At 54.8% G+C, this 18,908-nt stretch carries 20 protein-coding genes; 9 read left to right on the top strand and 11 right to left on the bottom strand.

Annotation, left to right across the window (positions count from 1 at the left end):
- Window positions 1-47: 47 nt before the first annotated feature.
- Window positions 48-590 (bottom strand): YfaZ family outer membrane protein, encoded by a 543-nt coding sequence (locus AC3G3F_RS14610; RefSeq protein WP_023248489.1) that lies wholly within the window; start codon window positions 588-590, stop codon window positions 48-50.
- A gap of 278 nt (window positions 591-868) precedes the next feature.
- Here AC3G3F_RS14610 and nudI point away from each other — a divergent pair, with 278 nt between their 5' ends.
- Complete coding sequence (gene nudI / locus AC3G3F_RS14605) at window positions 869-1,294, top strand: nucleoside triphosphatase NudI (RefSeq protein ID WP_023248490.1); 426 nt, start codon at window positions 869-871, stop codon at window positions 1,292-1,294.
- Window positions 1,295-1,338: 44 nt separating this feature from the next.
- Here the strand turns inward: nudI and pmrG are convergent, their stop codons facing one another.
- Window positions 1,339-1,944 (bottom strand): lipopolysaccharide core heptose(II)-phosphate phosphatase PmrG, encoded by a 606-nt coding sequence (gene pmrG, locus AC3G3F_RS14600; RefSeq protein WP_023248491.1) that lies wholly within the window; start codon window positions 1,942-1,944, stop codon window positions 1,339-1,341.
- Between the two features lie 299 nt (window positions 1,945-2,243).
- On the opposite strand from pmrG, the gene arnB reads away from it, so the two are divergent.
- The 7 genes from arnB to arnF are packed head-to-tail and all read left to right on the top strand — an operon-like array spanning window position 2,244 to window position 9,596.
- The gene (gene arnB / locus AC3G3F_RS14595; protein WP_053507755.1) at window positions 2,244-3,383 is read left to right on the top strand and encodes a UDP-4-amino-4-deoxy-L-arabinose aminotransferase; all 1,140 of its coding nucleotides are present in this window, start codon (window positions 2,244-2,246) and stop codon (window positions 3,381-3,383) included.
- A gap of 2 nt (window positions 3,384-3,385) precedes the next feature.
- Window positions 3,386-4,369 carry an undecaprenyl-phosphate 4-deoxy-4-formamido-L-arabinose transferase gene (arnC, locus tag AC3G3F_RS14590; protein WP_053507756.1) on the top strand — a complete coding sequence of 328 codons (984 nt, stop codon included), beginning with the start codon at window positions 3,386-3,388 and terminating at the stop codon, window positions 4,367-4,369.
- Window positions 4,366-6,348, top strand: a complete 1,983-nt coding sequence (gene arnA / locus AC3G3F_RS14585; RefSeq protein ID WP_488395218.1) for a bifunctional UDP-4-amino-4-deoxy-L-arabinose formyltransferase/UDP-glucuronic acid oxidase ArnA — start codon at window positions 4,366-4,368, stop codon at window positions 6,346-6,348. Before arnC ends, arnA begins: the two co-directional genes overlap by 4 nt.
- On the top strand, window positions 6,345-7,244 hold the full coding sequence (gene arnD, locus AC3G3F_RS14580; protein ID WP_079817410.1) for a 4-deoxy-4-formamido-L-arabinose-phosphoundecaprenol deformylase: 900 nt from the start codon (window positions 6,345-6,347) through the stop codon (window positions 7,242-7,244). The genes arnA and arnD overlap by 4 nt, the downstream gene beginning before the upstream one ends.
- Complete coding sequence (arnT, locus tag AC3G3F_RS14575) at window positions 7,241-8,887, top strand: lipid IV(A) 4-amino-4-deoxy-L-arabinosyltransferase (RefSeq protein WP_063390647.1); 1,647 nt, start codon at window positions 7,241-7,243, stop codon at window positions 8,885-8,887. The genes arnD and arnT overlap by 4 nt, the downstream gene beginning before the upstream one ends.
- Complete coding sequence (arnE, locus tag AC3G3F_RS14570; RefSeq protein ID WP_023248497.1) at window positions 8,884-9,219, top strand: 4-amino-4-deoxy-L-arabinose-phosphoundecaprenol flippase subunit ArnE; 336 nt, start codon at window positions 8,884-8,886, stop codon at window positions 9,217-9,219. The genes arnT and arnE overlap by 4 nt, the downstream gene beginning before the upstream one ends.
- Window positions 9,219-9,596, top strand: a complete 378-nt coding sequence (gene arnF / locus AC3G3F_RS14565) for a 4-amino-4-deoxy-L-arabinose-phosphoundecaprenol flippase subunit ArnF (RefSeq protein WP_063390648.1) — start codon at window positions 9,219-9,221, stop codon at window positions 9,594-9,596. Before arnE ends, arnF begins: the two co-directional genes overlap by 1 nt.
- Here the strand turns inward: arnF and pmrD are convergent.
- The 9 genes from pmrD to AC3G3F_RS14520 form a co-directional block, all read right to left on the bottom strand.
- Window positions 9,591-9,848, bottom strand: a complete 258-nt coding sequence (gene pmrD / locus AC3G3F_RS14560) for a signal transduction protein PmrD (RefSeq protein WP_023248498.1) — start codon at window positions 9,846-9,848, stop codon at window positions 9,591-9,593. The genes arnF and pmrD overlap by 6 nt on opposite strands.
- 97 nt (window positions 9,849-9,945) lie before the next feature.
- A complete protein-coding gene (gene menE, locus AC3G3F_RS14555; protein WP_053507761.1) occupies window positions 9,946-11,313 on the bottom strand; it encodes an o-succinylbenzoate--CoA ligase in 1,368 nt (455 codons plus the stop codon).
- On the bottom strand, window positions 11,310-12,272 hold the full coding sequence (gene menC, locus AC3G3F_RS14550) for an o-succinylbenzoate synthase (protein WP_023248500.1): 963 nt from the start codon (window positions 12,270-12,272) through the stop codon (window positions 11,310-11,312). The genes menE and menC overlap by 4 nt, the downstream gene beginning before the upstream one ends.
- Entirely contained in the window at window positions 12,272-13,129 is an 858-nt protein-coding gene (gene menB / locus AC3G3F_RS14545) for a 1,4-dihydroxy-2-naphthoyl-CoA synthase (protein WP_000640011.1), read from the bottom strand. The genes menC and menB overlap by 1 nt, the downstream gene beginning before the upstream one ends.
- Window positions 13,130-13,143: 14 nt before the next feature.
- Window positions 13,144-13,902 carry a 2-succinyl-6-hydroxy-2,4-cyclohexadiene-1-carboxylate synthase gene (gene menH, locus AC3G3F_RS14540; RefSeq protein WP_053530048.1) on the bottom strand — a complete coding sequence of 253 codons (759 nt, stop codon included), beginning with the start codon at window positions 13,900-13,902 and terminating at the stop codon, window positions 13,144-13,146.
- Window positions 13,899-15,569, bottom strand: coding sequence for a 2-succinyl-5-enolpyruvyl-6-hydroxy-3-cyclohexene-1-carboxylic-acid synthase (gene menD, locus AC3G3F_RS14535; protein WP_488395215.1), 1,671 nt, complete (start codon window positions 15,567-15,569; stop codon window positions 13,899-13,901). The genes menH and menD overlap by 4 nt, the downstream gene beginning before the upstream one ends.
- Window positions 15,570-15,654: 85 nt before the next feature.
- Window positions 15,655-16,950: an isochorismate synthase MenF gene (gene menF, locus AC3G3F_RS14530; RefSeq protein ID WP_063390650.1), complete on the bottom strand. Its 1,296-nt coding sequence runs from the start codon at window positions 16,948-16,950 to the stop codon at window positions 15,655-15,657.
- A gap of 101 nt (window positions 16,951-17,051) precedes the next feature.
- Window positions 17,052-17,357, bottom strand: coding sequence for a stress response protein ElaB (gene elaB / locus AC3G3F_RS14525; protein ID WP_001519663.1), 306 nt, complete (start codon window positions 17,355-17,357; stop codon window positions 17,052-17,054).
- 54 nt (window positions 17,358-17,411) lie between these two features.
- A complete protein-coding gene (locus AC3G3F_RS14520) occupies window positions 17,412-17,873 on the bottom strand; it encodes a GNAT family N-acetyltransferase (protein ID WP_488395213.1) in 462 nt (153 codons plus the stop codon).
- Window positions 17,874-17,933: 60 nt separating this feature from the next.
- Here AC3G3F_RS14520 and rbn point away from each other — a divergent pair, with 60 nt between their 5' ends.
- A complete protein-coding gene (gene rbn / locus AC3G3F_RS14515) occupies window positions 17,934-18,851 on the top strand; it encodes a ribonuclease BN (RefSeq protein ID WP_023248505.1) in 918 nt (305 codons plus the stop codon).
- The last annotated feature ends 57 nt before the right edge of the window (window positions 18,852-18,908 follow it).

Genomic DNA, 18,908 nt, shown 5'->3' with positions numbered 1-18,908 from the left:
GATGGGGAAAGGAGGAATATGGCGCGACGATTGCCGCGCCGTTAGCATCAGAAGCTGGCGTTGACGCCAATGTAAGGGCCATCAGCAATCGCGTTATCACGATTGCCATCTTTACCCGCCAGGTTCAGGTAACGATAACCGGCTTCAATGCTCAGCGGGCGCATAATGGTGAAGCGCGCGCCTGCGTTCGCTTCTTCATAACTGTCGATACCGCTGGACAGCGAATCCGGTGAGTAATAATACTCGCCGAACAGACGGAGGCTGTCGCCGATTTTCCATTGTAACCCACCGCCGACAGCCGCCGCATAGCCTTCATCGCTGTCTTTCGGATTGGTATAAATACCTTTACCGCCGACAGTCGCCAGCAGCGGTCCAACCGGAATGTTCAGCCCCAGACCAACGCCCGCGGCGTCGCCATCATCATCATTGTGCATCCAGTTGCCGCTTAGCGCCAGTCCCGTTGATTCCGTACCGAAACCCACGCCAATGTTGGTGTAATCTTCACCCGCCTGGCCGCTAATACTTATGGCCTGCGCCGATGCAGAAACGAACAGCATTCCGGCAAAACCTAACAATATGCTTTTTTTCATTTTTACCCTTTCCAGCAAGCACATAAAGAAAAACTCCCTAAAACGGCAGAATTGTACTGCCAGACGCTGAGGAATCAATGCACTAAAAAACCATTCCAAAAACATATTGTAACGAAATACTACTTTCGCCGTGGCGCATCACTGCGCCAACACATGGCGAGGCCTGCAACAACAAGATTAACAAAAAACGCAGTCTGCGTTATCGCTTCCATTTTTCGCAAAGAATTTCGCAGAATGATTTGTTAAGCTAATGACTTATCTGTTTAAGGAAGCGACTTATGCGTCAACGAACTATAGTTTGCCCATTGATTCAAAATGATGGCTGTTACCTGCTGTGCAAAATGGCCGACAACCGCGGCGTCTTTCCCGGTCAGTGGGCGCTGTCGGGCGGCGGGGTCGAGCCAGGCGAACGTATTGAAGAGGCGCTGCGTCGGGAAATTCGGGAGGAACTCGGCGAGCAACTGATTCTGAGCGATATTACGCCGTGGACCTTCCGCGACGATATCCGCGTTAAAACGTATGCTGATGGCAGACAGGAAGAGATTTATATGATTTATCTCATCTTCGACTGTGTTTCCGCCAATCGCGATATATGTATTAACGACGAGTTTCAGGACTACGCCTGGGTCAAGCCAGAAGAACTTGCGCTGTATGATTTGAATGTAGCAACACGCCACACGTTAACATTGAAAGGGTTATTATAATGACGACAGCCCCCCAGGCTGTCTTTACGTTTTTACCACCCCAGCTAACCGGGAACAAATTCGCCATCTAAAAAAAGTTTTCCGTTTTCCGCATGCATGACGAGAGCATTGAGATAGTCCGGTTCAAACTTTACGCCGCGCTTATTTTCTGCAATATATGTCAAACAATGATTATGGGTAAAAATAACTATATTTTTATTCTGCGACTTTTTCAGTAACGTCTTGATTGAAGCATAAATACCACTGCCGCAATCCATCATTTTTTTATCCACTGTAAGCGGCCTGCCCGCGGAAAACCAGGTTGCCGACTGGATGGTACGTACCGTATTACTGGAATAGAGATTGTAATTTTGTATATCGGCACTAAAGGCTTTACCCAGCGATCTGGCATCCTGCGCGCCGTTAACCGTAATCCCCGTACTGTCTGACAAGCAGGTGTTATCGGAGCGATCGCACCGCTCGGCATGGCGAAATAACACCACTACCGGATGCTGCTTCGCTAGCGCCGCCAGCGTTTTACCGTTAATCTGCGGCAGACCGTTACCACTCCAGGCATGTTGCGAGGTCAACCCGGCGATAATAACCAACGCCCCCGCCACGATCGCGAAATAGCGTTTGTTTTTAATAAAGCGTAGGGTAAATGCCAACACATTAACCTCTCAGGCAGACAGAGCAGCTAACTTAATAGCCATAAGATTAAAATAAAATTCCATGACGGAAGACGCAGGCCAGAAACATAAAAACAGCTTCCAGGCGCGTATAAAATGCCTTAAACTTTCGGCAAAAGCAAAGCATACCCCCATTAAAAATTATATTTTTACTTCACCTTAATTTCTTAATGTTAATTTAATCTTCATCCAGTAGGGTTCAGCTAAATGCGTTAAAAAATAAGCCCTTTTCTATTCCCCGAATATTTGAAAAGCGGCTTTCAATGGCTGAAGGAAAAATAATGTCGGACTTTTTGCCGTTCTCCCGCCCGGCGATGGGCGCGGAAGAACTCGCTGCCGTTAAGACCGTACTGGACTCAGGTTGGATAACAACCGGCCCAAAAAATCACGAACTGGAAGCGGAATTTTGTCGGCTAACAGGCAATCAATATGCCGTTGCCGTCAGTTCAGCCACCGCCGGTATGCACATCGTTTTGATGGCGCTGGGCCTTGGCAAAGGCGACGACGTCATTACACCGTCAATGACGTGGGTTTCTACGCTAAATATGATCGTTTTACTCGGCGCGAAACCCGTCATGATCGATGTTGATCGCGATACGCTGATGGTCACGCCTGAACATATCGAAGCCGCCATTACGCCACGAACCAAAGCCATTATCCCCGTCCATTACGCCGGCGCGCCTGCCGATCTGGACGCTATTTACGCTCTTGGCGAGCGTTATGGCATTCCGGTGATTGAAGACGCGGCGCACGCGACAGGAACCAGATACAAAGGTCGCCACATTGGCGCCCGGGGAACCGCGATTTTCTCCTTCCACGCCATTAAAAATATTACCTGCGCTGAAGGCGGTATCGTCGTCACGGATAACCCGCAATTGGCGGATAAACTACGCAGTCTCAAGTTTCACGGGCTTGGCGTTGATGCCTGGGATCGACAGAGCGGAGGACGCGCACCGCAGGCGGAAGTCCTGGCGCCGGGCTACAAATATAATCTGCCCGACCTCAACGCCGCTATCGCGCTTGCTCAGTTACAGAAACTGGATGCGCTTAACGCTCGTCGCGCCGCCATCGCAGCGCAGTACCACCAGGCAATGGCAGACCTGCCTTTTCAGCCTCTGAGCCTTCCTCCGTGGGAACATATCCACGCCTGGCATTTATTCATTATCCGGATCGATGAAGCCCGCTGCGGCATTACCCGGGATGCTCTGATGGCATCGCTGAAAACGAAAGGCATCGGCACAGGGCTGCATTTCCGCGCCGCGCATACGCAAAAATACTATCGCGAGCGTTTCCCAACACTCACGCTGCCTGACACCGAGTGGAACAGCGAGCGGATCTGCTCACTGCCGCTCTTCCCCGACATGACCGAGAGTGACCTTGATCGGGTCATTAGCGCCCTTCATCAGATAGCAGGACAATAAACATGTTTGACGCCGCACCGATAAAAAAAGTCTCGGTGGTTATTCCTGTCTATAACGAACAGGAAAGCCTGCCGGAACTGATAAGACGCACCACCGCCGCCTGCGAGAGTCTGGGCAAAGCGTGGGAGATTTTATTGATAGATGATGGTAGCAGCGATAGCTCGGCTGAGCTGATGGTTAAGGCGTCCCAGGAGGCCGGTAGCCATATCATCTCTATTTTACTCAACCGTAACTACGGTCAACATGCAGCGATTATGGCGGGATTTAGCCATGTGAGTGGCGATCTTATCATTACGCTGGATGCCGATCTGCAAAATCCGCCGGAAGAGATCCCGCGCCTGGTGGCAAAAGCCGATGAAGGGTTCGATGTGGTAGGTACAGTGCGCCAAAACCGACAGGACACCCTGTTTCGCAAATCGGCGTCAAAAATCATTAATCTGCTGATCCAGCGCACGACGGGCAAAGCGATGGGCGATTACGGCTGTATGTTACGCGCCTATCGCCGCCCTATTATCGATACCATGTTGCGCTGCCATGAACGCAGCACCTTTATTCCTATTCTGGCCAACATTTTCGCTCGTCGGGCTACTGAGATCCCGGTGCATCACGCTGAACGTGAATTTGGCGACTCTAAATACAGTTTTATGCGTCTCATTAACCTGATGTATGACCTGGTGACCTGCCTGACGACGACGCCGCTGCGCCTGTTAAGCCTGCTGGGAAGCGTTATCGCCATCGGCGGGTTTAGCCTGTCGGTGTTGCTCATTGTACTTCGCCTGGCGCTGGGGCCGCAGTGGGCGGCGGAAGGCGTATTTATGCTCTTTGCCGTCCTGTTTACCTTTATCGGCGCGCAATTCATCGGTATGGGGCTGCTGGGCGAATATATTGGTCGTATTTATAACGATGTCCGCGCCCGCCCCCGCTATTTTGTTCAACAGGTTATCTATCCGGAAAGCACGCCGTTTACTGAGGAAAGTCACCAATGAAAGCCGTTATTTTTGCCTATCACGATATGGGATGTCAGGGCGTGCAGGCCGTACTGGATGCCGGGTATGAGATTGCCGCGATTTTCACTCATGCCGACAATCCTGCGGAAAACACCTTTTTTGGCTCCGTCTCCCGGCTGGCGGCAGGATTAGGGATTCCTGTTTATGCGCCGGATAACGTAAATCATCCTATCTGGGTCGACCGTATCGCTGAACTTGCGCCGGATATTATTTTTTCGTTCTATTACCGCAACCTGTTAAGCGAAGAAATTCTGCAACTCGCCCCGACTGGCGCGTTCAATCTGCACGGTTCTCTATTGCCTGAATATCGGGGCTGCGCGCCGCTAAACTGGGTTCTGGTTAACGGTGAAAGCGAAACGGGCGTAACGCTGCATCGTATGGTCAAACGTGCCGACGCCGGAGAGATTGTCGCCAGTCAACGCGTCGCTATTGCGCAGGACGATGTTGCGATTACCCTGCATCATAAGCTATGCCAGGCCGCGCGCCTGTTGCTTGGTAGCATCCTGCCCACCATGAAATGTGGCGATATACCTTCTGTTCCCCAGCGTGAGTCTGACGCTACGTATTATGGTCGCCGCAGGCCGGAAGATGGTCTTATCGACTGGCACAAACCGGTTTCCACGGTGCATAACCTGGTGCGGGCAGTAGCCGCCCCCTGGCCCGGCGCGTTCAGCTATAGCGGCTCGCAAAAATTTACCATCTGGTCTTCCCGAATTTGTCCGGATGCGCAGGGCGCGCTTCCCGGCTCGGTGATTTCAGTCTCTCCGCTGCGGGTTGCCTGCGCCGATGGCGCGCTGGAGATTATTACCGGCCAGGTCGGAGACGGCATTACCGTGCAGGGCTCGCAGCTTGCACAGACGCTTGGTCTGGTGGCAGGCGCACGTTTGAACCGTCCATCAGCGGCTAGCGGTAAACGTCGCATTCGCGTTCTCATCCTCGGCGTCAACGGTTTTATCGGCAATCATTTGACCGAACGGTTACTGAATGAAGAGAATTACGACGTCTACGGTATGGATATTGGCAGCAACGCCATTAGCCGATTCCTGCTCCACCCACGCTTTCATTTCGTGGAGGGTGATATCAGCATCCACTCAGAATGGATTGAATATCATGTCAAAAAATGCGATGTAATACTGCCGCTGGTAGCGATTGCTACCCCGATTGAATATACCCGTAACCCACTGCGCGTTTTTGAACTCGATTTTGAAGAGAACCTACGGATTATCCGTTACTGCGTGAAATACCGTAAACGCGTGGTTTTCCCGTCTACCTCTGAAGTGTACGGCATGTGTACGGACGCCTCTTTTGACGAGGACAAATCGAATCTGATCGTCGGGCCGGTGAATAAGCCTCGCTGGATTTACTCCGTTTCCAAACAACTTCTCGACCGGGTGATTTGGGCTTATGGCGAAAAAGAGGGGCTGCGCTTCACGCTTTTCCGTCCCTTTAACTGGATGGGGCCGCGGCTGGATAGCCTGAACGCGGCGCGTATCGGCAGTTCACGCGCTATTACTCAGTTGATCCTGAATCTGGTGGAGGGGTCGCCGATCAAACTCATCGACGGTGGCCAGCAGAAGCGCTGTTTTACCGATATTCGCGACGGGATCGAAGCATTATTCCGCATTATTGTGAATGATGGCGATCGGTGCGATGGAAAAATCATTAATATCGGTAATCCTGACAACGAAGCCAGTATTCAGGAACTGGCAACGCTGTTGCTCGACAGTTTTGATAAACATCCGCTGCGCTGCCATTTCCCACCGTTTGCCGGTTTCCAGATCGTCGAAAGTGGCAGTTACTACGGCAAGGGTTATCAGGACGTCGCACACCGGAAACCCAGTATCAACAATGCCAAACGCTGTCTGGATTGGGAACCCTCTATTGCGATGCGGGATACGGTTGAAGAAACGCTGGACTTCTTCCTGCGCAGCGTAGATATCGCGGAACGCGCATCATGACAAAAGTCGGTTTACGCATTGACGTTGATACCTTGCGGGGAACGCGGGAAGGCGTCCCCCGGCTGCTGGCGACATTGCATCGCCACGGCGTTCAGGCCAGCTTTTTCTTCAGCGTCGGGCCGGACAATATGGGTCGTCATCTTTGGCGTCTGATAAGGCCGCGATTTTTATGGAAAATGCTACGTTCAAACGCCGCCTCGCTCTACGGTTGGGATATCCTGCTGGCCGGTACCGCCTGGCCGGGAAAAAATATCGGCAACGCCAATGCCGGGATTATTCGTGAAGCGGCAACATACCATGAGACGGGACTACATGCCTGGGATCACCATGCGTGGCAGACTCACAGCGACCACTGGAGTATCCGCCAGCTTGAAGAAGATATCGCGCGCGGCATGACGGCGCTTGAAACCATTATCGGCAAACCTGTCACCTGCTCAGCCGCAGCCGGCTGGCGAGCGGATGGGCGCGTTGTTCGCGCGAAGGAGCCGTTCAACCTGCGGTATAACAGCGATTGCCGTGGAACCACCTTATTCCGTCCGCTACTGATGCCGGGCCAGACAGGGACGCCGCAAATCCCCGTCACCTTACCCACGTGGGATGAGGTTATCGGCCCCACTGTTCAGGCGCAGTCGTTCAATACCTGGATAATCTCCCGCATGTTGCAGGACAAAGGCACGCCGGTATACACCATCCATGCGGAAGTCGAAGGCATTGTCCATCAACCGCTGTTTGAAGATCTGCTCGTTCGCGCACGCGACGCGGGGATCACCTTTTGTCCTCTGGGCGAACTGCTGCCGACATCGCCTGAGACTCTGCCACTGGGACAAATTGTACGTGCACACATTCCAGGCCGTGAAGGCTGGCTGGGGTGTCAGCAGACGGTGAGCGGCTTATGATGAAATCGATACGCTATTATCTGGCCTTCGCCGCGTTTATCGTCCTTTACTATATTATCCCTATCAACAGCCGCCTGCTCTGGCAGCCGGATGAAACGCGCTATGCCGAAATAAGTCGGGAGATGCTGGCGTCTGGCGACTGGATCGTGCCGCATTTTCTGGGATTACGTTATTTTGAAAAACCGATAGCCGGTTACTGGATAAACAGTCTGGGTCAGTGGCTTTTTGGCGCCACCAATTTTGGCGTGCGGGCTGGCGCTATTTTAACGACATTGCTGGCCGCGGCGCTGGTGGCGTGGCTGACGTTCCGCTTATGGCGGGATAAACGTACCGCGTTGCTCGCCGCCGTTATCTTTCTATCACTCTTTGCCGTTTACAGCATCGGGACGTATGCGGTGCTCGATCCGATGATCGCGCTTTGGCTTACGGCCGGTATGTGCTGTTTCTGGCAGGGGATGCAGGCCACGACCCGAACGGGCAAGATTGGGATGTTTTTGTTACTGGGCGTAACCTGCGGACTGGGGGTGCTAACCAAAGGCTTCCTCGCCCTGGCCGTACCCGTGGTGAGCGTGTTGCCATGGGTCATTGTCCAGAAACGCTGGAAAGACTTTTTGCTTTACGGCTGGCTGGCGGTATTGAGCTGCCTTGTGGTTGTCCTTCCCTGGGCGCTTGCCATTGCCCGACGCGAAGCCGATTTCTGGCATTACTTTTTCTGGGTGGAGCATATCCAGCGGTTTGCTATGAGCGATGCCCAGCATAAATCCCCTTTCTGGTACTACCTGCCGGTACTAGTCGCGGGAAGTTTACCGTGGCTGGGGTTACTGCCTGGCGCGCTTAAACTGGGCTGGCGCGAGCGAAACGGCGCATTCTATTTGCTCGGATGGACGATCATGCCGTTTCTCTTATTCAGTATTGCGAAAGGGAAACTGCCCACCTATATTCTTTCCTGTTTCGCACCGATAGCAATACTAATGGCGCGCTTCGTCCTGCATAACGTGAAAGAAGGCGTCGCCGCGCTACGTGTCAACGGCGGGATCAACCTGGTGTTTGGGTTAATCGGGATCGTCGCAACGTTTGTCGTCTCCTCATGGGGACCGCTGAAATCGCCGATCTGGACGCATATCGAAACGTATAAAGTTTTTTGCGTCTGGGGCTTCTTTACTGTTTGGGCGTTTGTGGGCTGGTATAGCCTCTGTCATAGCCAAAAATACATATTACCCGCGTTTTGTCCGCTGGGGCTGGCACTGTTGTTCGGCTTCTCCATTCCCGACAGGGTCATGGAGTCCAAACAGCCGCAGTTTTTTGTCGAAATGACCCGGGCGCCTTTGACATCAAGCCGCTATATTCTGGCCGACAGCGTCGGCGTCGCCGCTGGGCTGGCCTGGAGTCTGAAACGAGACGATATTATGCTCTACGGGAACGCGGGCGAACTCAGGTATGGTCTTAGCTATCCTGATGTACAGGATAAATTCGTTAAAGCCGACGATTTTAACGCCTGGCTCAACCAACATCGTCAGGAGGGCATTATTACGCTGGTACTTTCAATAGCCAAAGATGAAGACATCAGCACTCTTGACATTCCCCCTGCGGACAATATTGATTATCAGGGGCGTCTGGTGTTAATTCAGTATCGGCCTAAATGATCGGCGTCGTTCTGGTGCTTGCCAGTCTGCTCAGCGTTGGCGGTCAGCTCTGTCAGAAGCAAGCGACACGGCCATTGACGGCGGGCGGACGCCGCCGCCACCTGATGCTGTGGCTGGGCCTGGCGCTGATATGCATGGGCGCAGCGATGGTGTTGTGGCTGCTGGTGCTACAAACCCTGCCGGTAGGGATTGCTTACCCAATGTTAAGCCTGAATTTTGTCTGGGTCACGCTGGCGGCATGGAAAATCTGGCATGAGCAGGTTCCGCTCCGCCACTGGTTTGGCGTCGCATTGATTATCAGCGGCATTATCATTCTGGGGAGCGCGGCATAATGGGCGTAATGTGGGGACTGATAAGCGTCGCGATTGCCTCCTTCGCCCAGTTGAGTTTGGGGTTCGCCATGATGCGGCTACCATCGATAGCGCATCCACTGGCGTTTATTGCCGGGCTGGGCGCATTTAATGCCGCGACCCTGGCGCTATTCGCCGGTTTAGCGGGGTATCTGGTTTCCGTCTTCTGCTGGCATAAAACCTTACACACGCTCGCGCTAAGCAAAGCCTATGCGCTGCTGAGTCTCAGCTATGTGCTTGTTTGGGTAGCCTCAATGCTGTTACCCGGTCTGCAAGGGGCTTTCAGCCTAAAAGCGATGCTCGGCGTATTGTGCATTATGGCGGGGGTAATGCTGATTTTTCTGCCCGCCAGATCATGAGGGCTTGCGCGTCAATCGCTGCCATTCGTCGCAAGAATAACATCGAGCATCAATGATTTTTAGAGTCTGGTGTTTTTCCCGATTGATACAATACTGCGCATCTTTTAAAGGCGACAGGATATCGCCGGGACTCAGTAATATCATGGAATTCGCCTCGGCGATCATTTTTAGCGAACCGCCACTATCGCACAGCACCAGAACATGGCGAGCCCTCTTTTTGACATAATGCGATTTCTTAACCAACCATTCCATAGCGCCCCCGTTTCACGCTGATTATTCATAACACGCTACACATCAACGGGTAAACAAAACGGCAATAGCGATAGAATGGTTGTATATTAACCTAACATTAATTTTTACAGATCTCACACACCCACTGCTGGAGCGCACGGCGAGATATTTTAATCCCTCCGTTTTTCAGTTCTGCCGGCAACGTCAGCCAGCGAACCGGCTGCTGAAAACGCGCCAGCTTATCGCGAACCCATTCAGCGAGGTTCACTTCTCCAGCCTGCGATGCATACTCCACGACCGCAACGGGACGGTGACCAAACTCTTTATCCTCTACCGGCACGACGAAGGCTTGTTGCACCAGCGGATGCGCGTTAATAACGCGTTCGACTTCCTCCGGCTGAATGCCTTCGCCGCCGCTAAAGAACAGGTTATCCAACCGCCCAGCGATGGTTAACCTGCCGTGGTTCAGCTCGCCGCGATCGCGCGTGGCAAACCAGCCCTCGTCATTAACCAACGGGATCAGTTTGCCATCACGCCAGTAGCCTTCCGCCATGCAGGCGGCGCGCAGCCAGACTTCATTATCGACGATTCTGACCTCTCTGCCGGGAAGCGGCGCGCCAACGTCATCCGAACCATCAGCCTCCCTGGCGCATACCGTAGAAGCGAACTCTGTAAGCCCATACCCGCACCAGCAACGAATCCCTTGTTTGCTGGCCTGGTCGGTGAGTTCAACCGGAATCACCGCACCGCCGAGCAAAACGGCTTTCAGCGTCACCGCCGCCTGATTCGCCAGCAGCCGCCACAGTTGCGTCGGCACCAGCGAAGCATGGGTACACCCCGCCAGCATCTGCTCCAGCGGTTGCTTATCACGTACCGTCATTCGCGCCCCGGCGAAGAGCCAACGCCACATAATACCCTGCCCGGATACGTGAAACAGCGGCAGCGATAGCAGCCAGTCATCCTGGGGGCCAAACGGCATTAGCGAAAGCACGCCCTGCGCGCTGGCAAGATGTGCCTGACTCGTATGTACGGCAGCTTTTGGCAATCCTGTGGAACCCGATGTCAGCGTCATGGAAACCAGGCGCTGCGGTTGCCAGGCCACGGCATACGCCGCGGTACTTTTCCGCATCTGCAGCGCGGTTAACCCGGAAAATGCGTTTTCGCCTTCCAACGTCAGCGCAAAACGCAGCGTTAAATCCGGTACCAGCGCCTCCAGCAATGTCTGGGGCAACTGCGGGTTGACGGGCAGAACCCGCGCGCCACACTGCATCAGCGCAAGCCATGCCAACAGAGTGCGCGGCTGATTCCCGGCGCGCAGCAGGACACCGTCGCCCTCCCGTACGCCCTGCGCGGCAAACCCGCCCGCCAGCGCATCAATACGCTCACAGAGCGCACGCCAGCTTAACACCTCATCGTTCAGGCGCAGAGCGGGTGCCTGAGCGCGAACCTGACGCCAGTGGCGCCACGGCCAGTCCGTTAATGTCATAACAGTCGTTCCAGCTCATCACGCTTCAGACAAGGCAACGCGCTACCGGGCCAGAGGCGAATCTGTTGCGCCTGCATCAGATGCAAAGTATCCAGTCCGGGCAGCGTTCCCGGCGTCAGCCAGGCGGCAATCCGCGCCAGTTGCGTCAGGCCGAGGCTGGACTCGATCGAAGAGCTGATGACCGCCGTCAGTCCCAACGCATGGGCGGCAGCGACTTGCTCACGCACTTTATCAAGCGATCCGGTCAGCATAGGTTTAATCACCACGGCGCTGACGCCCGCCTGGGCCTCGAAAACAAAATCCGGCTCACGCAGGCTTTCATCCCAGGCAATCGCGATGCCGGTTTCACGGGCAAAAGCTCGGGAATCATCCCGCGTCTTACACGGCTCTTCGAGAAAGGCGATACGAGCGCGGTAGTCCGGATTAACATACTTTGCGAACTGTTGGGCTTTTAGCGGCGTCCAGGCGCGATTCGCATCCAGACGCAGATGCAGATCCGGGATCGCCTCCAGCAGCAAATTAACCACCATGCCGTCACGTACTGCTTCATAGAGACCCACTTTGACCTTGGCGATTTTCTCGCCGGGCATATCGGCAAGCCGCAGCACCAAATCGTCAGGATCGCCAGTACATAACGGCGCAGCGCGATAGTCCGCCGCCTCCGGCAATACGCCAGTCAGTTCCGCCAGCGCGCAGCTTGCGCCAAACGCGACCGAAGGCATCTCCGGTAATACCTCGCGCCCCTGAAGCCAGTCGTTCACCCATGCCAGTAGCGCAGTTTGCGCCTCTTCCCACGTTTCCTGACTGAACCCCGGAAGCGGGGAGATTTCTCCCCACCCCTCACGCTCGCCATCACGCAGACAAACATACAGCCCGTCGCGAGTTTTTAACCGCCTGTCGCGCAAAACCACCCCCGCGTCCATGGGGATCTGCCAGCGGTATATCTGCGCGCTACGCATTATGGGTTCCGTTTGAATTTGCTGAAGTCAGGCTGACGCTTCTGGTTAAAGGCGTTACGGCCTTCCTGCCCTTCTTCCGTCATGTAGAACAGCATGGTGGCGTTGCCCGCCAGCTCCTGCAGACCGGCCTGACCGTCACAATCGGCATTCAGCGCCGCTTTCAGGCAACGCAGCGCCATCGGACTGTTTTGCAACATTTCACGACACCAGCGCACGGTCTCTTTTTCCAGATCCGCCAGGGGAACGACGGTGTTAACCAGCCCCATATCCAGCGCCTGTTTCGCGTCGTACTGACGACACAGAAACCAGATTTCACGCGCTTTCTTCTGACCAACGATACGCGCCATATACGAAGCACCCCAGCCGCCATCAAAGGAGCCGACTTTCGGGCCGGTCTGGCCAAAGATGGCGTTTTCCGCCGCGATAGTCAGGTCGCACATCATGTGCAGCACGTGACCACCGCCGATGGAATAACCCGCGACCATCGCGACAACCGGTTTTGGACAGGTGCGAATCTGGCGCTGGAAGTCCAGCACGTTCAGGTGATGCACGCCGGAGTCATCCTGGTATCCGCCGTAATCGCCGCGCACCTTCTGGTCGCCGCCCGCACAAAACGCTTTATCGCCTTCGCCGGTCAGAATAATCACGCCCACGTTGTCGTCGTAACGGGCATCCGCCAGCGCCTGAATCATCTCTTTGACGGTCAACGGACGAAATGCATTGCGCACCTGCGGACGATTAATGGTAATTTTTGCAATACCGTCGGTGGATTTCTCATAACGAATGTCGGTGTAACCCTCCGAGCAGTCGTGCCATTCTACCGGTGCGTAAAGCATTGTTTCATCAGGATAGATCATAGTGTGTCCTTTAGTCAGAGACGCAGAATCTGAGCCAGACTGTCTACTACGCCAGCGGGATTTTCCCGATGCGCGTTGTGTCCGGCGTTACGAATGATATGGCATGTCGCCGCCACTTCCTGCGCCAGGGCGCGGAATTTGCTGTCGCGTTCGCCACATAAATAATAAAACGGAAATGTCAGCGCATTGAGCGCCTCGCGTAAATCCGGCTGGACGGCAAGCGATGTCGCCTCCAGCATCGCAGCCAGCGTTTCGCCGTTATTCTGGCTACGCAGCGCCGTCAGCGCCTGCCTTTGCTGCGCCGTCAGCGAGGCGAACACCGGCTGCTGATACCAGTCGTGAAAAACCGCACTCAATGGTTCATGACGAAAACGCTCTGCCCAGCGCCCGTCGGACAAGCGTCTTTCAGTGCGCGCCTGTTCATTTTGCAGCCCCGGATGACCTCCTTCGACCACCAGGCCGCACAGTCCAGGTATTCCCTGGCAGGCCGCCATCATCGCCACCCGGCCGCCAAGAGAGTATCCCACCAGCCAAAATTTTAGTATGTTGTAACTAATTAAAGTGGCGCGTAGTAATCTGATGACATCAGCAAATCCGCTGACCGGAATAGCCGCAGATTCGCCATGTCCCGGTAAGTCAATATAGAGCCGCGAACAGCCGTGAAACTGTTCACCAACCGGCTGCCATTCGCGGCAATCGCCAGAAAAACCGTGCAGGAAAACCAGCCAGGGTGCCCCAGACGGTCCGGGCATGTTCTGCGCGTGCAAAATCATAGATGGCTTACCTGCGCCAAAAGCTGCTGCAACGTCTGCGCGCCGTCCGTATCGTTTACCACCAGCTCAATCACCGTCGTCGCGGGGGTTCGCCACGCGCCAGCCAGCGCCGACTCCAGTTCTTCCCAGTTTTCCGGGCGATGGTAGCGTAGGTTAAACATGGCGGCCGCATGGTCAAAATGGACGTTTTGCGGCATCAGATAAAAACGCTCGCGTTTGCTTTGCGGCGTCGGCAGCAGGGAAAAGATCTGCCCGCCGTTATTATTGACCACAATCAACACAAACGGCGCGGATACCTGACGTAGTAATGCCAGCGCGTTAAGATCGTACAGCGCGGATAAATCACCGACGATAGCAAGCGTCGATTTGGCGCTGGCGCGTTGCACGCCCGCCGCCGTGGAAAGCAGGCCGTCAATGCCGCTCGCCCCGCGATTGCTGTATACCGGATAGCCGGCCGGCAACTGTGACAGCGCGTCGATCAGACGTACCACCAGACTATTGCCCACGAACAATTGCCCCTGCTCCGGCAGATAGTCGCGGATACGGTGCGCCAGCTGCGCTTCGCCAAAGGTGTCTCGCTGCGCGACCACCCGTTGCCACGCCAGTTCCGCCAGACGCGGAATCTCCACACACCAGGGTTTACGTTTTTCCGCCGGATGCAGTTCCAGCCAGTCGGCGATTTTCGCCACCAGTCTGCGCCCACGATGGTGCGCCGGGTCCAGACGACCTTCAATATTGTCGATTACCCAGTACTCTTCCGGCTCGCAGGTTGCCTGCCATTGCAGTAAGCGTTTTCCGGTAAGGCTGCTGCCAAGCTGGACGACAATCTGCGCCTGTTGCAGTTCGGTCACCGCTTTGGCGTTACCGAGCCACAGGTCGGCGCACGGCAGCGGCTGCCCGGTTTGCGACAATACGTCGCCAATTAATGGCCAGCCCAGAGTCTGCGCCCACTGCGCCACTTTTTTGCCTTCTTCCGCGCTCATACGCCCGGCTACAACGACGCCGCGTTTTTGTCGCCAGAAGAACCAGTCGCGCTGTTTGTCGCTTTCCCGTCGACGCGCTTCGCGCAGCCAGGGTTTTTCATCCTGCCACCAGTCGCCGAGACGCTGCTGCCAGACCAGACCGGTATCATTCATATCGCCATACAGCGGTTCGGCAAAAGGACAGTTAATGTGCAGCGCGCCCGCATGAAGCATGGCGAACGCATTGTCGATGGTCGACACCAGCCAGCGTGCCGGAATATCCTGCGTGGGACGCGGCAACGACAGCGTTTGGGAGGGGTGTGAGGCAAACATCCCCGCCTGACGGATCGCCTGGTTGGCGCCGCAGTCAATCAGCTCCGGCGGACGATCGGCGGTAAGTAAAATAAGCTTCTCGCCCGTCAGACCCGCTTCAATCAACGCCGGATAGAGGTTCGCCACGGCGGTACCCGAAGTGACAATAACGGCAACCGGCTGTTTGCTGACTTTCGCCAGACCTAACGCCAGATGACCAAGCCCACGCTCATCAAAGTGCGTATGGTGAATAAAAGCAGGATTCTCTGCCGCCGCCAACGTGAGCGGCGTGGAACGGGAACCAGGGGCGATACAAACATGCCTGACACCATGACGGGTTAAGGCTTCCAGAATGACCGACGCCCAGCGCCGGTTAAATGCACTTACTGACATGAGTTTGTCCGGTATCAATCATTGGGACTAAGTATAAAGAGCTGCAAAAATGGATTATTGATATGGGTCGGGAATATGTGACTCATTACGCATCCATCTGCAATAAGGTACGTAACCCGGCCGCTTTATTATCTATTTCCTGCCATTCCTGTTCCGGATCGGACCCCCGGACGATTCCCGCGCCGGCATACAATCGCACCACATTGGCCGTCACTTTAGCTGAACGTAACGTCACGCAAAACTCACTTTGCCGCGTGGAGAGATAGCCTGCCGACCCGGCATACCATTCACGTTCGAACGGCTCATGTTGTTCTATAAAACAACGCGCGGGTTCACGAGGGATCCCGGCAACCGCCGCGGTAGGCTGTAATTGATGCAGGCAGAGCGTGTCGTCCGCCTGATTAAGCGCCGTCCAGATACAGCGGCGCAAATGCTGTACTTTCCGCAGCCTGAGCACCTGCGGCGGCAGCACATCCAGCGAGTGGGTGCAGTTTTGCAGTCGCTGGCAGATGTCTTCGACAACCAGCATATTTTCTCGCTGGTTTTTATCGTCTTTCATTAACCATTCGCCAAGCTGCCAGGCTTTATGGTTATCCGGATGGTTCGCCACTGTCCCGGCCAGCGCTTCGGTACGCAGAGCCGTTTCACGACGCCGCCAGAGCCGTTCCGGCGATGATCCCAGAAAGGCGGTATCGGCGGAAAAGGCCATAAAAAAGTGGTAGCAGTTGAGATTTAAACGACGACTGGACGCCATCATCGCGGCGGCATTGACCGGACGGGAGAATTGTAAGTCGGTGGCCCGTGCCAGCACAACTTTATCAAACGCCTCTTGCGCAATGGTATGGGTGGCCTGCTGAATCAGCTTCACCCAACCGTCTTTATCCGGCCAGTGCTGCTCGCCCGTTAGCGAAAGGCGCAACGCCGGAACAGGCTTAATACCGACCAGAGAAGCAAGAAACGCTTTCGCCTGGCGCGCATCATCGCGTAGCGAAACGTCACTATGCAGATGTAAGCGTAAGGTCGCCGTACCACCGCTACGACGCCACTCCAGCCTCGGCAGCAATAAGTAGCCCTCTTTCGGCTCGAACGCATTCAGCCCCCAAATACGCAGGTCAGGCTGCGAGTGCTGACGTAAAAACCGTTGCGCCAGATCGAGCGATGAAAATACGGTGATTGCTCCGAGAACGGCAGCTTCTTCGTCACCATTGCGCTGTTGCCAATAAAATTGGGGAAAGGATGACTGGCTGGCCAGCCAGCTCAATGCATCAAAGGCATCGTTTAAAGGGAAAGGCGCATCGAAAACGCAAAGGCCTGGCGTCGCCGGTATCTCTTGCGATAGCTGACGCGTCAGATTTTCCAGCGCTGTAGTAATAGAATGCACGCGGACCCTCCCTGTTAAAAACCCCACATTATACGGGGTACTGCCCTAAAAAAGCAGTACCTCATTTAGGGAGGGTTGCGATTCTGTTCAGTTGGGGGGATTTAGCGCCGCGCCAGCAGCAATCCAAGCACCAGCCCTACCGCCGCGCCTACGCCAATACCCTGCCAGGGTTTTTCATGAACGTAGTCATCCGCTTTGTAAACGGCCTGCTTTGCCCGGTAATAATAGCTATCCGACGCATGGCTTACGCGGTTTTTCACCTCTTCCAGCGCTTGTTCCGCGCGGGCTTTCAGCTCAATGTATTTTTGATCGGCGGGATCGCCTGAGGAACGTAAAATCTCTTCCAGCGTTTCGCTGAGCAAAGTCAGATCATCATCAACGCGTGATTCACCAAATTGATATGACATTCTCATTCTCCGTTGTGTTAACACCTGCTCCTAACTATAGTCAACGGTTTCGGTTTATGCCTGATGAACCTCCCGCGCCATTCCCCGGTGCGGAATGCCGTCTTCGTCATAAACATCGGTGACCGGAATAAAACCAAACCGCGCATAAAAAGGTTGCAGATGCGCCTGCGCTCCCAGATATAGCGGCTTATTCGGCCAGTACCGCCCACAGGACTCCAGCGTTTTCGCCATTAATTGCTGGCCCAGTTTCGCCCCTCGCCAGGCGTCGCTGACGATCACCCGGCCAATGACAACCGGGTCTGATTCGTTATCGCTTTTCAGAATCCTCGCATACGCCACCAGCTCATCCTGATGCCAGCCCAGAATATGCCGATTGTCGCCGACTAAATCATCGCCATCCACATCCAGGTAAGGACAGCGCTGTTCTACCACAAAGACCGCGCAGCGCAATTTGAGTAACGCGTAAAGTTGAGGAACGGTAAGTTCGCTATGGTGAAGATCCTGCCAGTGAATCATGATGCGCTCCTGTGTTGTGGTAATCTTGGGTTAAACGATAACCAAACGTGTATGGACAAGATGGAATTCATTTTTTTAGGTACGTCCGCAGGCGTTCCCACGCGCTCACGCAATGTAACGGCAATTTTATTACATCTGCAACATCCAACGCAGCCGGGAGTATGGCTTTTTGATTGCGGCGAAGGGACACAGCATCAAATGCTTAATACCGCCTTTCATCCCGGTAAGCTTGAGCGCATTTTTATCAGCCATCTTCACGGAGATCATCTGTTTGGCCTGCCGGGTCTGCTATGCAGCCGGTCGATGGCGGGTAATCCCCATCCGCTCACCGTATACGGACCTCAGGGCGTGCGTGAGTTTATTGCAACCACGCTGCGCCTTAGCGGTTCATGGACCGATTTTCCGTTGCAAATTGAAGAAATTAGCGCAGGCGATATTCTTGACGACGGCCTGCGTAAAGTGACCGCGTTCAGGCTGGAGCATCCCCTGGAGTGCTACGGATATCGCGTTGTTGAACATGACAAGCCCGGCGCGCTGAATGCCAGGGCGTTAAAAGCCGCAGGCGTTACGCCCGGCCCGCTGTTTCAGGCGTTGAAGGCAGGAAAAACCGTCACGCTTGCCGATGGAAGGCAGATCAATGGCGCCGACTACCTTGCTCCCGCCGTGGCCGGGAAATCAGTGGCGATTTTCGGCGATACCGCGCCCTGCGAGGCCGCCCTCGCGTTGGCGCAGGGTGTGGATGTGATGGTACATGAAACCACGCTGGATGCGTCAATGGAGGAGAAAGCCAACGCTCGCGGACACAGCTCCACACGTCAAACCGCGACGCTGGCGCGGGAAGCCGCCGTCGGTCGACTGATCATGACCCACATTAGCTCACGCTATGACGATAAAGGCTGTCAGCGATTACTGGCGGAATGCCGCGCTATTTTCCCGGCGACGGAACTGGCTTACGATTTTTCTGTTTTCCCGGTTTAGCGCTCCATTTTTTGTCCTCATTGCCGATAACACTAAAAAAGGCAGGCTTTCATGCCG

This window comes from Salmonella sp. FC25216 (assembly GCF_057751355.1).
The sequence above is the reverse complement of the archived record's forward strand: the minus strand, read 5'-3'. Positions and strand labels throughout refer to the sequence as shown.

Bases quoted from the DNA above. Each gene is read 5' to 3' on its own strand.
- arnF (WP_063390648.1), top strand. From the start codon at position 9,219: ATGGGCGTAATGTGGGGACTGATAAGCGTCGCGATTGCCTCCTTCGCC.
- menB (WP_000640011.1), bottom strand. From the start codon at position 13,129: ATGATCTATCCTGATGAAACAATGCTTTACGCACCGGTAGAATGGCAC.
- arnA (WP_488395218.1), top strand. From the start codon at position 4,366: ATGAAAGCCGTTATTTTTGCCTATCACGATATGGGATGTCAGGGCGTG.
- menD (WP_488395215.1), bottom strand. From the start codon at position 15,569: ATGTCAGTAAGTGCATTTAACCGGCGCTGGGCGTCGGTCATTCTGGAA.
- AC3G3F_RS14520 (WP_488395213.1), bottom strand. From the start codon at position 17,873: ATGATTCACTGGCAGGATCTTCACCATAGCGAACTTACCGTTCCTCAA.
- arnB (WP_053507755.1), top strand. From the start codon at position 2,244: ATGTCGGACTTTTTGCCGTTCTCCCGCCCGGCGATGGGCGCGGAAGAA.
- nudI (WP_023248490.1), top strand. From the start codon at position 869: ATGCGTCAACGAACTATAGTTTGCCCATTGATTCAAAATGATGGCTGT.
- menH (WP_053530048.1), bottom strand. From the start codon at position 13,902: ATGATTTTGCACGCGCAGAACATGCCCGGACCGTCTGGGGCACCCTGG.
- elaB (WP_001519663.1), bottom strand. From the start codon at position 17,357: ATGTCATATCAATTTGGTGAATCACGCGTTGATGATGATCTGACTTTG.
- arnD (WP_079817410.1), top strand. From the start codon at position 6,345: ATGACAAAAGTCGGTTTACGCATTGACGTTGATACCTTGCGGGGAACG.
- rbn (WP_023248505.1), top strand. From the start codon at position 17,934: ATGGAATTCATTTTTTTAGGTACGTCCGCAGGCGTTCCCACGCGCTCA.
- menC (WP_023248500.1), bottom strand. From the start codon at position 12,272: ATGCGTAGCGCGCAGATATACCGCTGGCAGATCCCCATGGACGCGGGG.
- pmrD (WP_023248498.1), bottom strand. From the start codon at position 9,848: ATGGAATGGTTGGTTAAGAAATCGCATTATGTCAAAAAGAGGGCTCGC.
- arnE (WP_023248497.1), top strand. From the start codon at position 8,884: ATGATCGGCGTCGTTCTGGTGCTTGCCAGTCTGCTCAGCGTTGGCGGT.
- AC3G3F_RS14610 (WP_023248489.1), bottom strand. From the start codon at position 590: ATGAAAAAAAGCATATTGTTAGGTTTTGCCGGAATGCTGTTCGTTTCT.
- arnT (WP_063390647.1), top strand. From the start codon at position 7,241: ATGATGAAATCGATACGCTATTATCTGGCCTTCGCCGCGTTTATCGTC.
- menE (WP_053507761.1), bottom strand. From the start codon at position 11,313: ATGACATTAACGGACTGGCCGTGGCGCCACTGGCGTCAGGTTCGCGCT.
- arnC (WP_053507756.1), top strand. From the start codon at position 3,386: ATGTTTGACGCCGCACCGATAAAAAAAGTCTCGGTGGTTATTCCTGTC.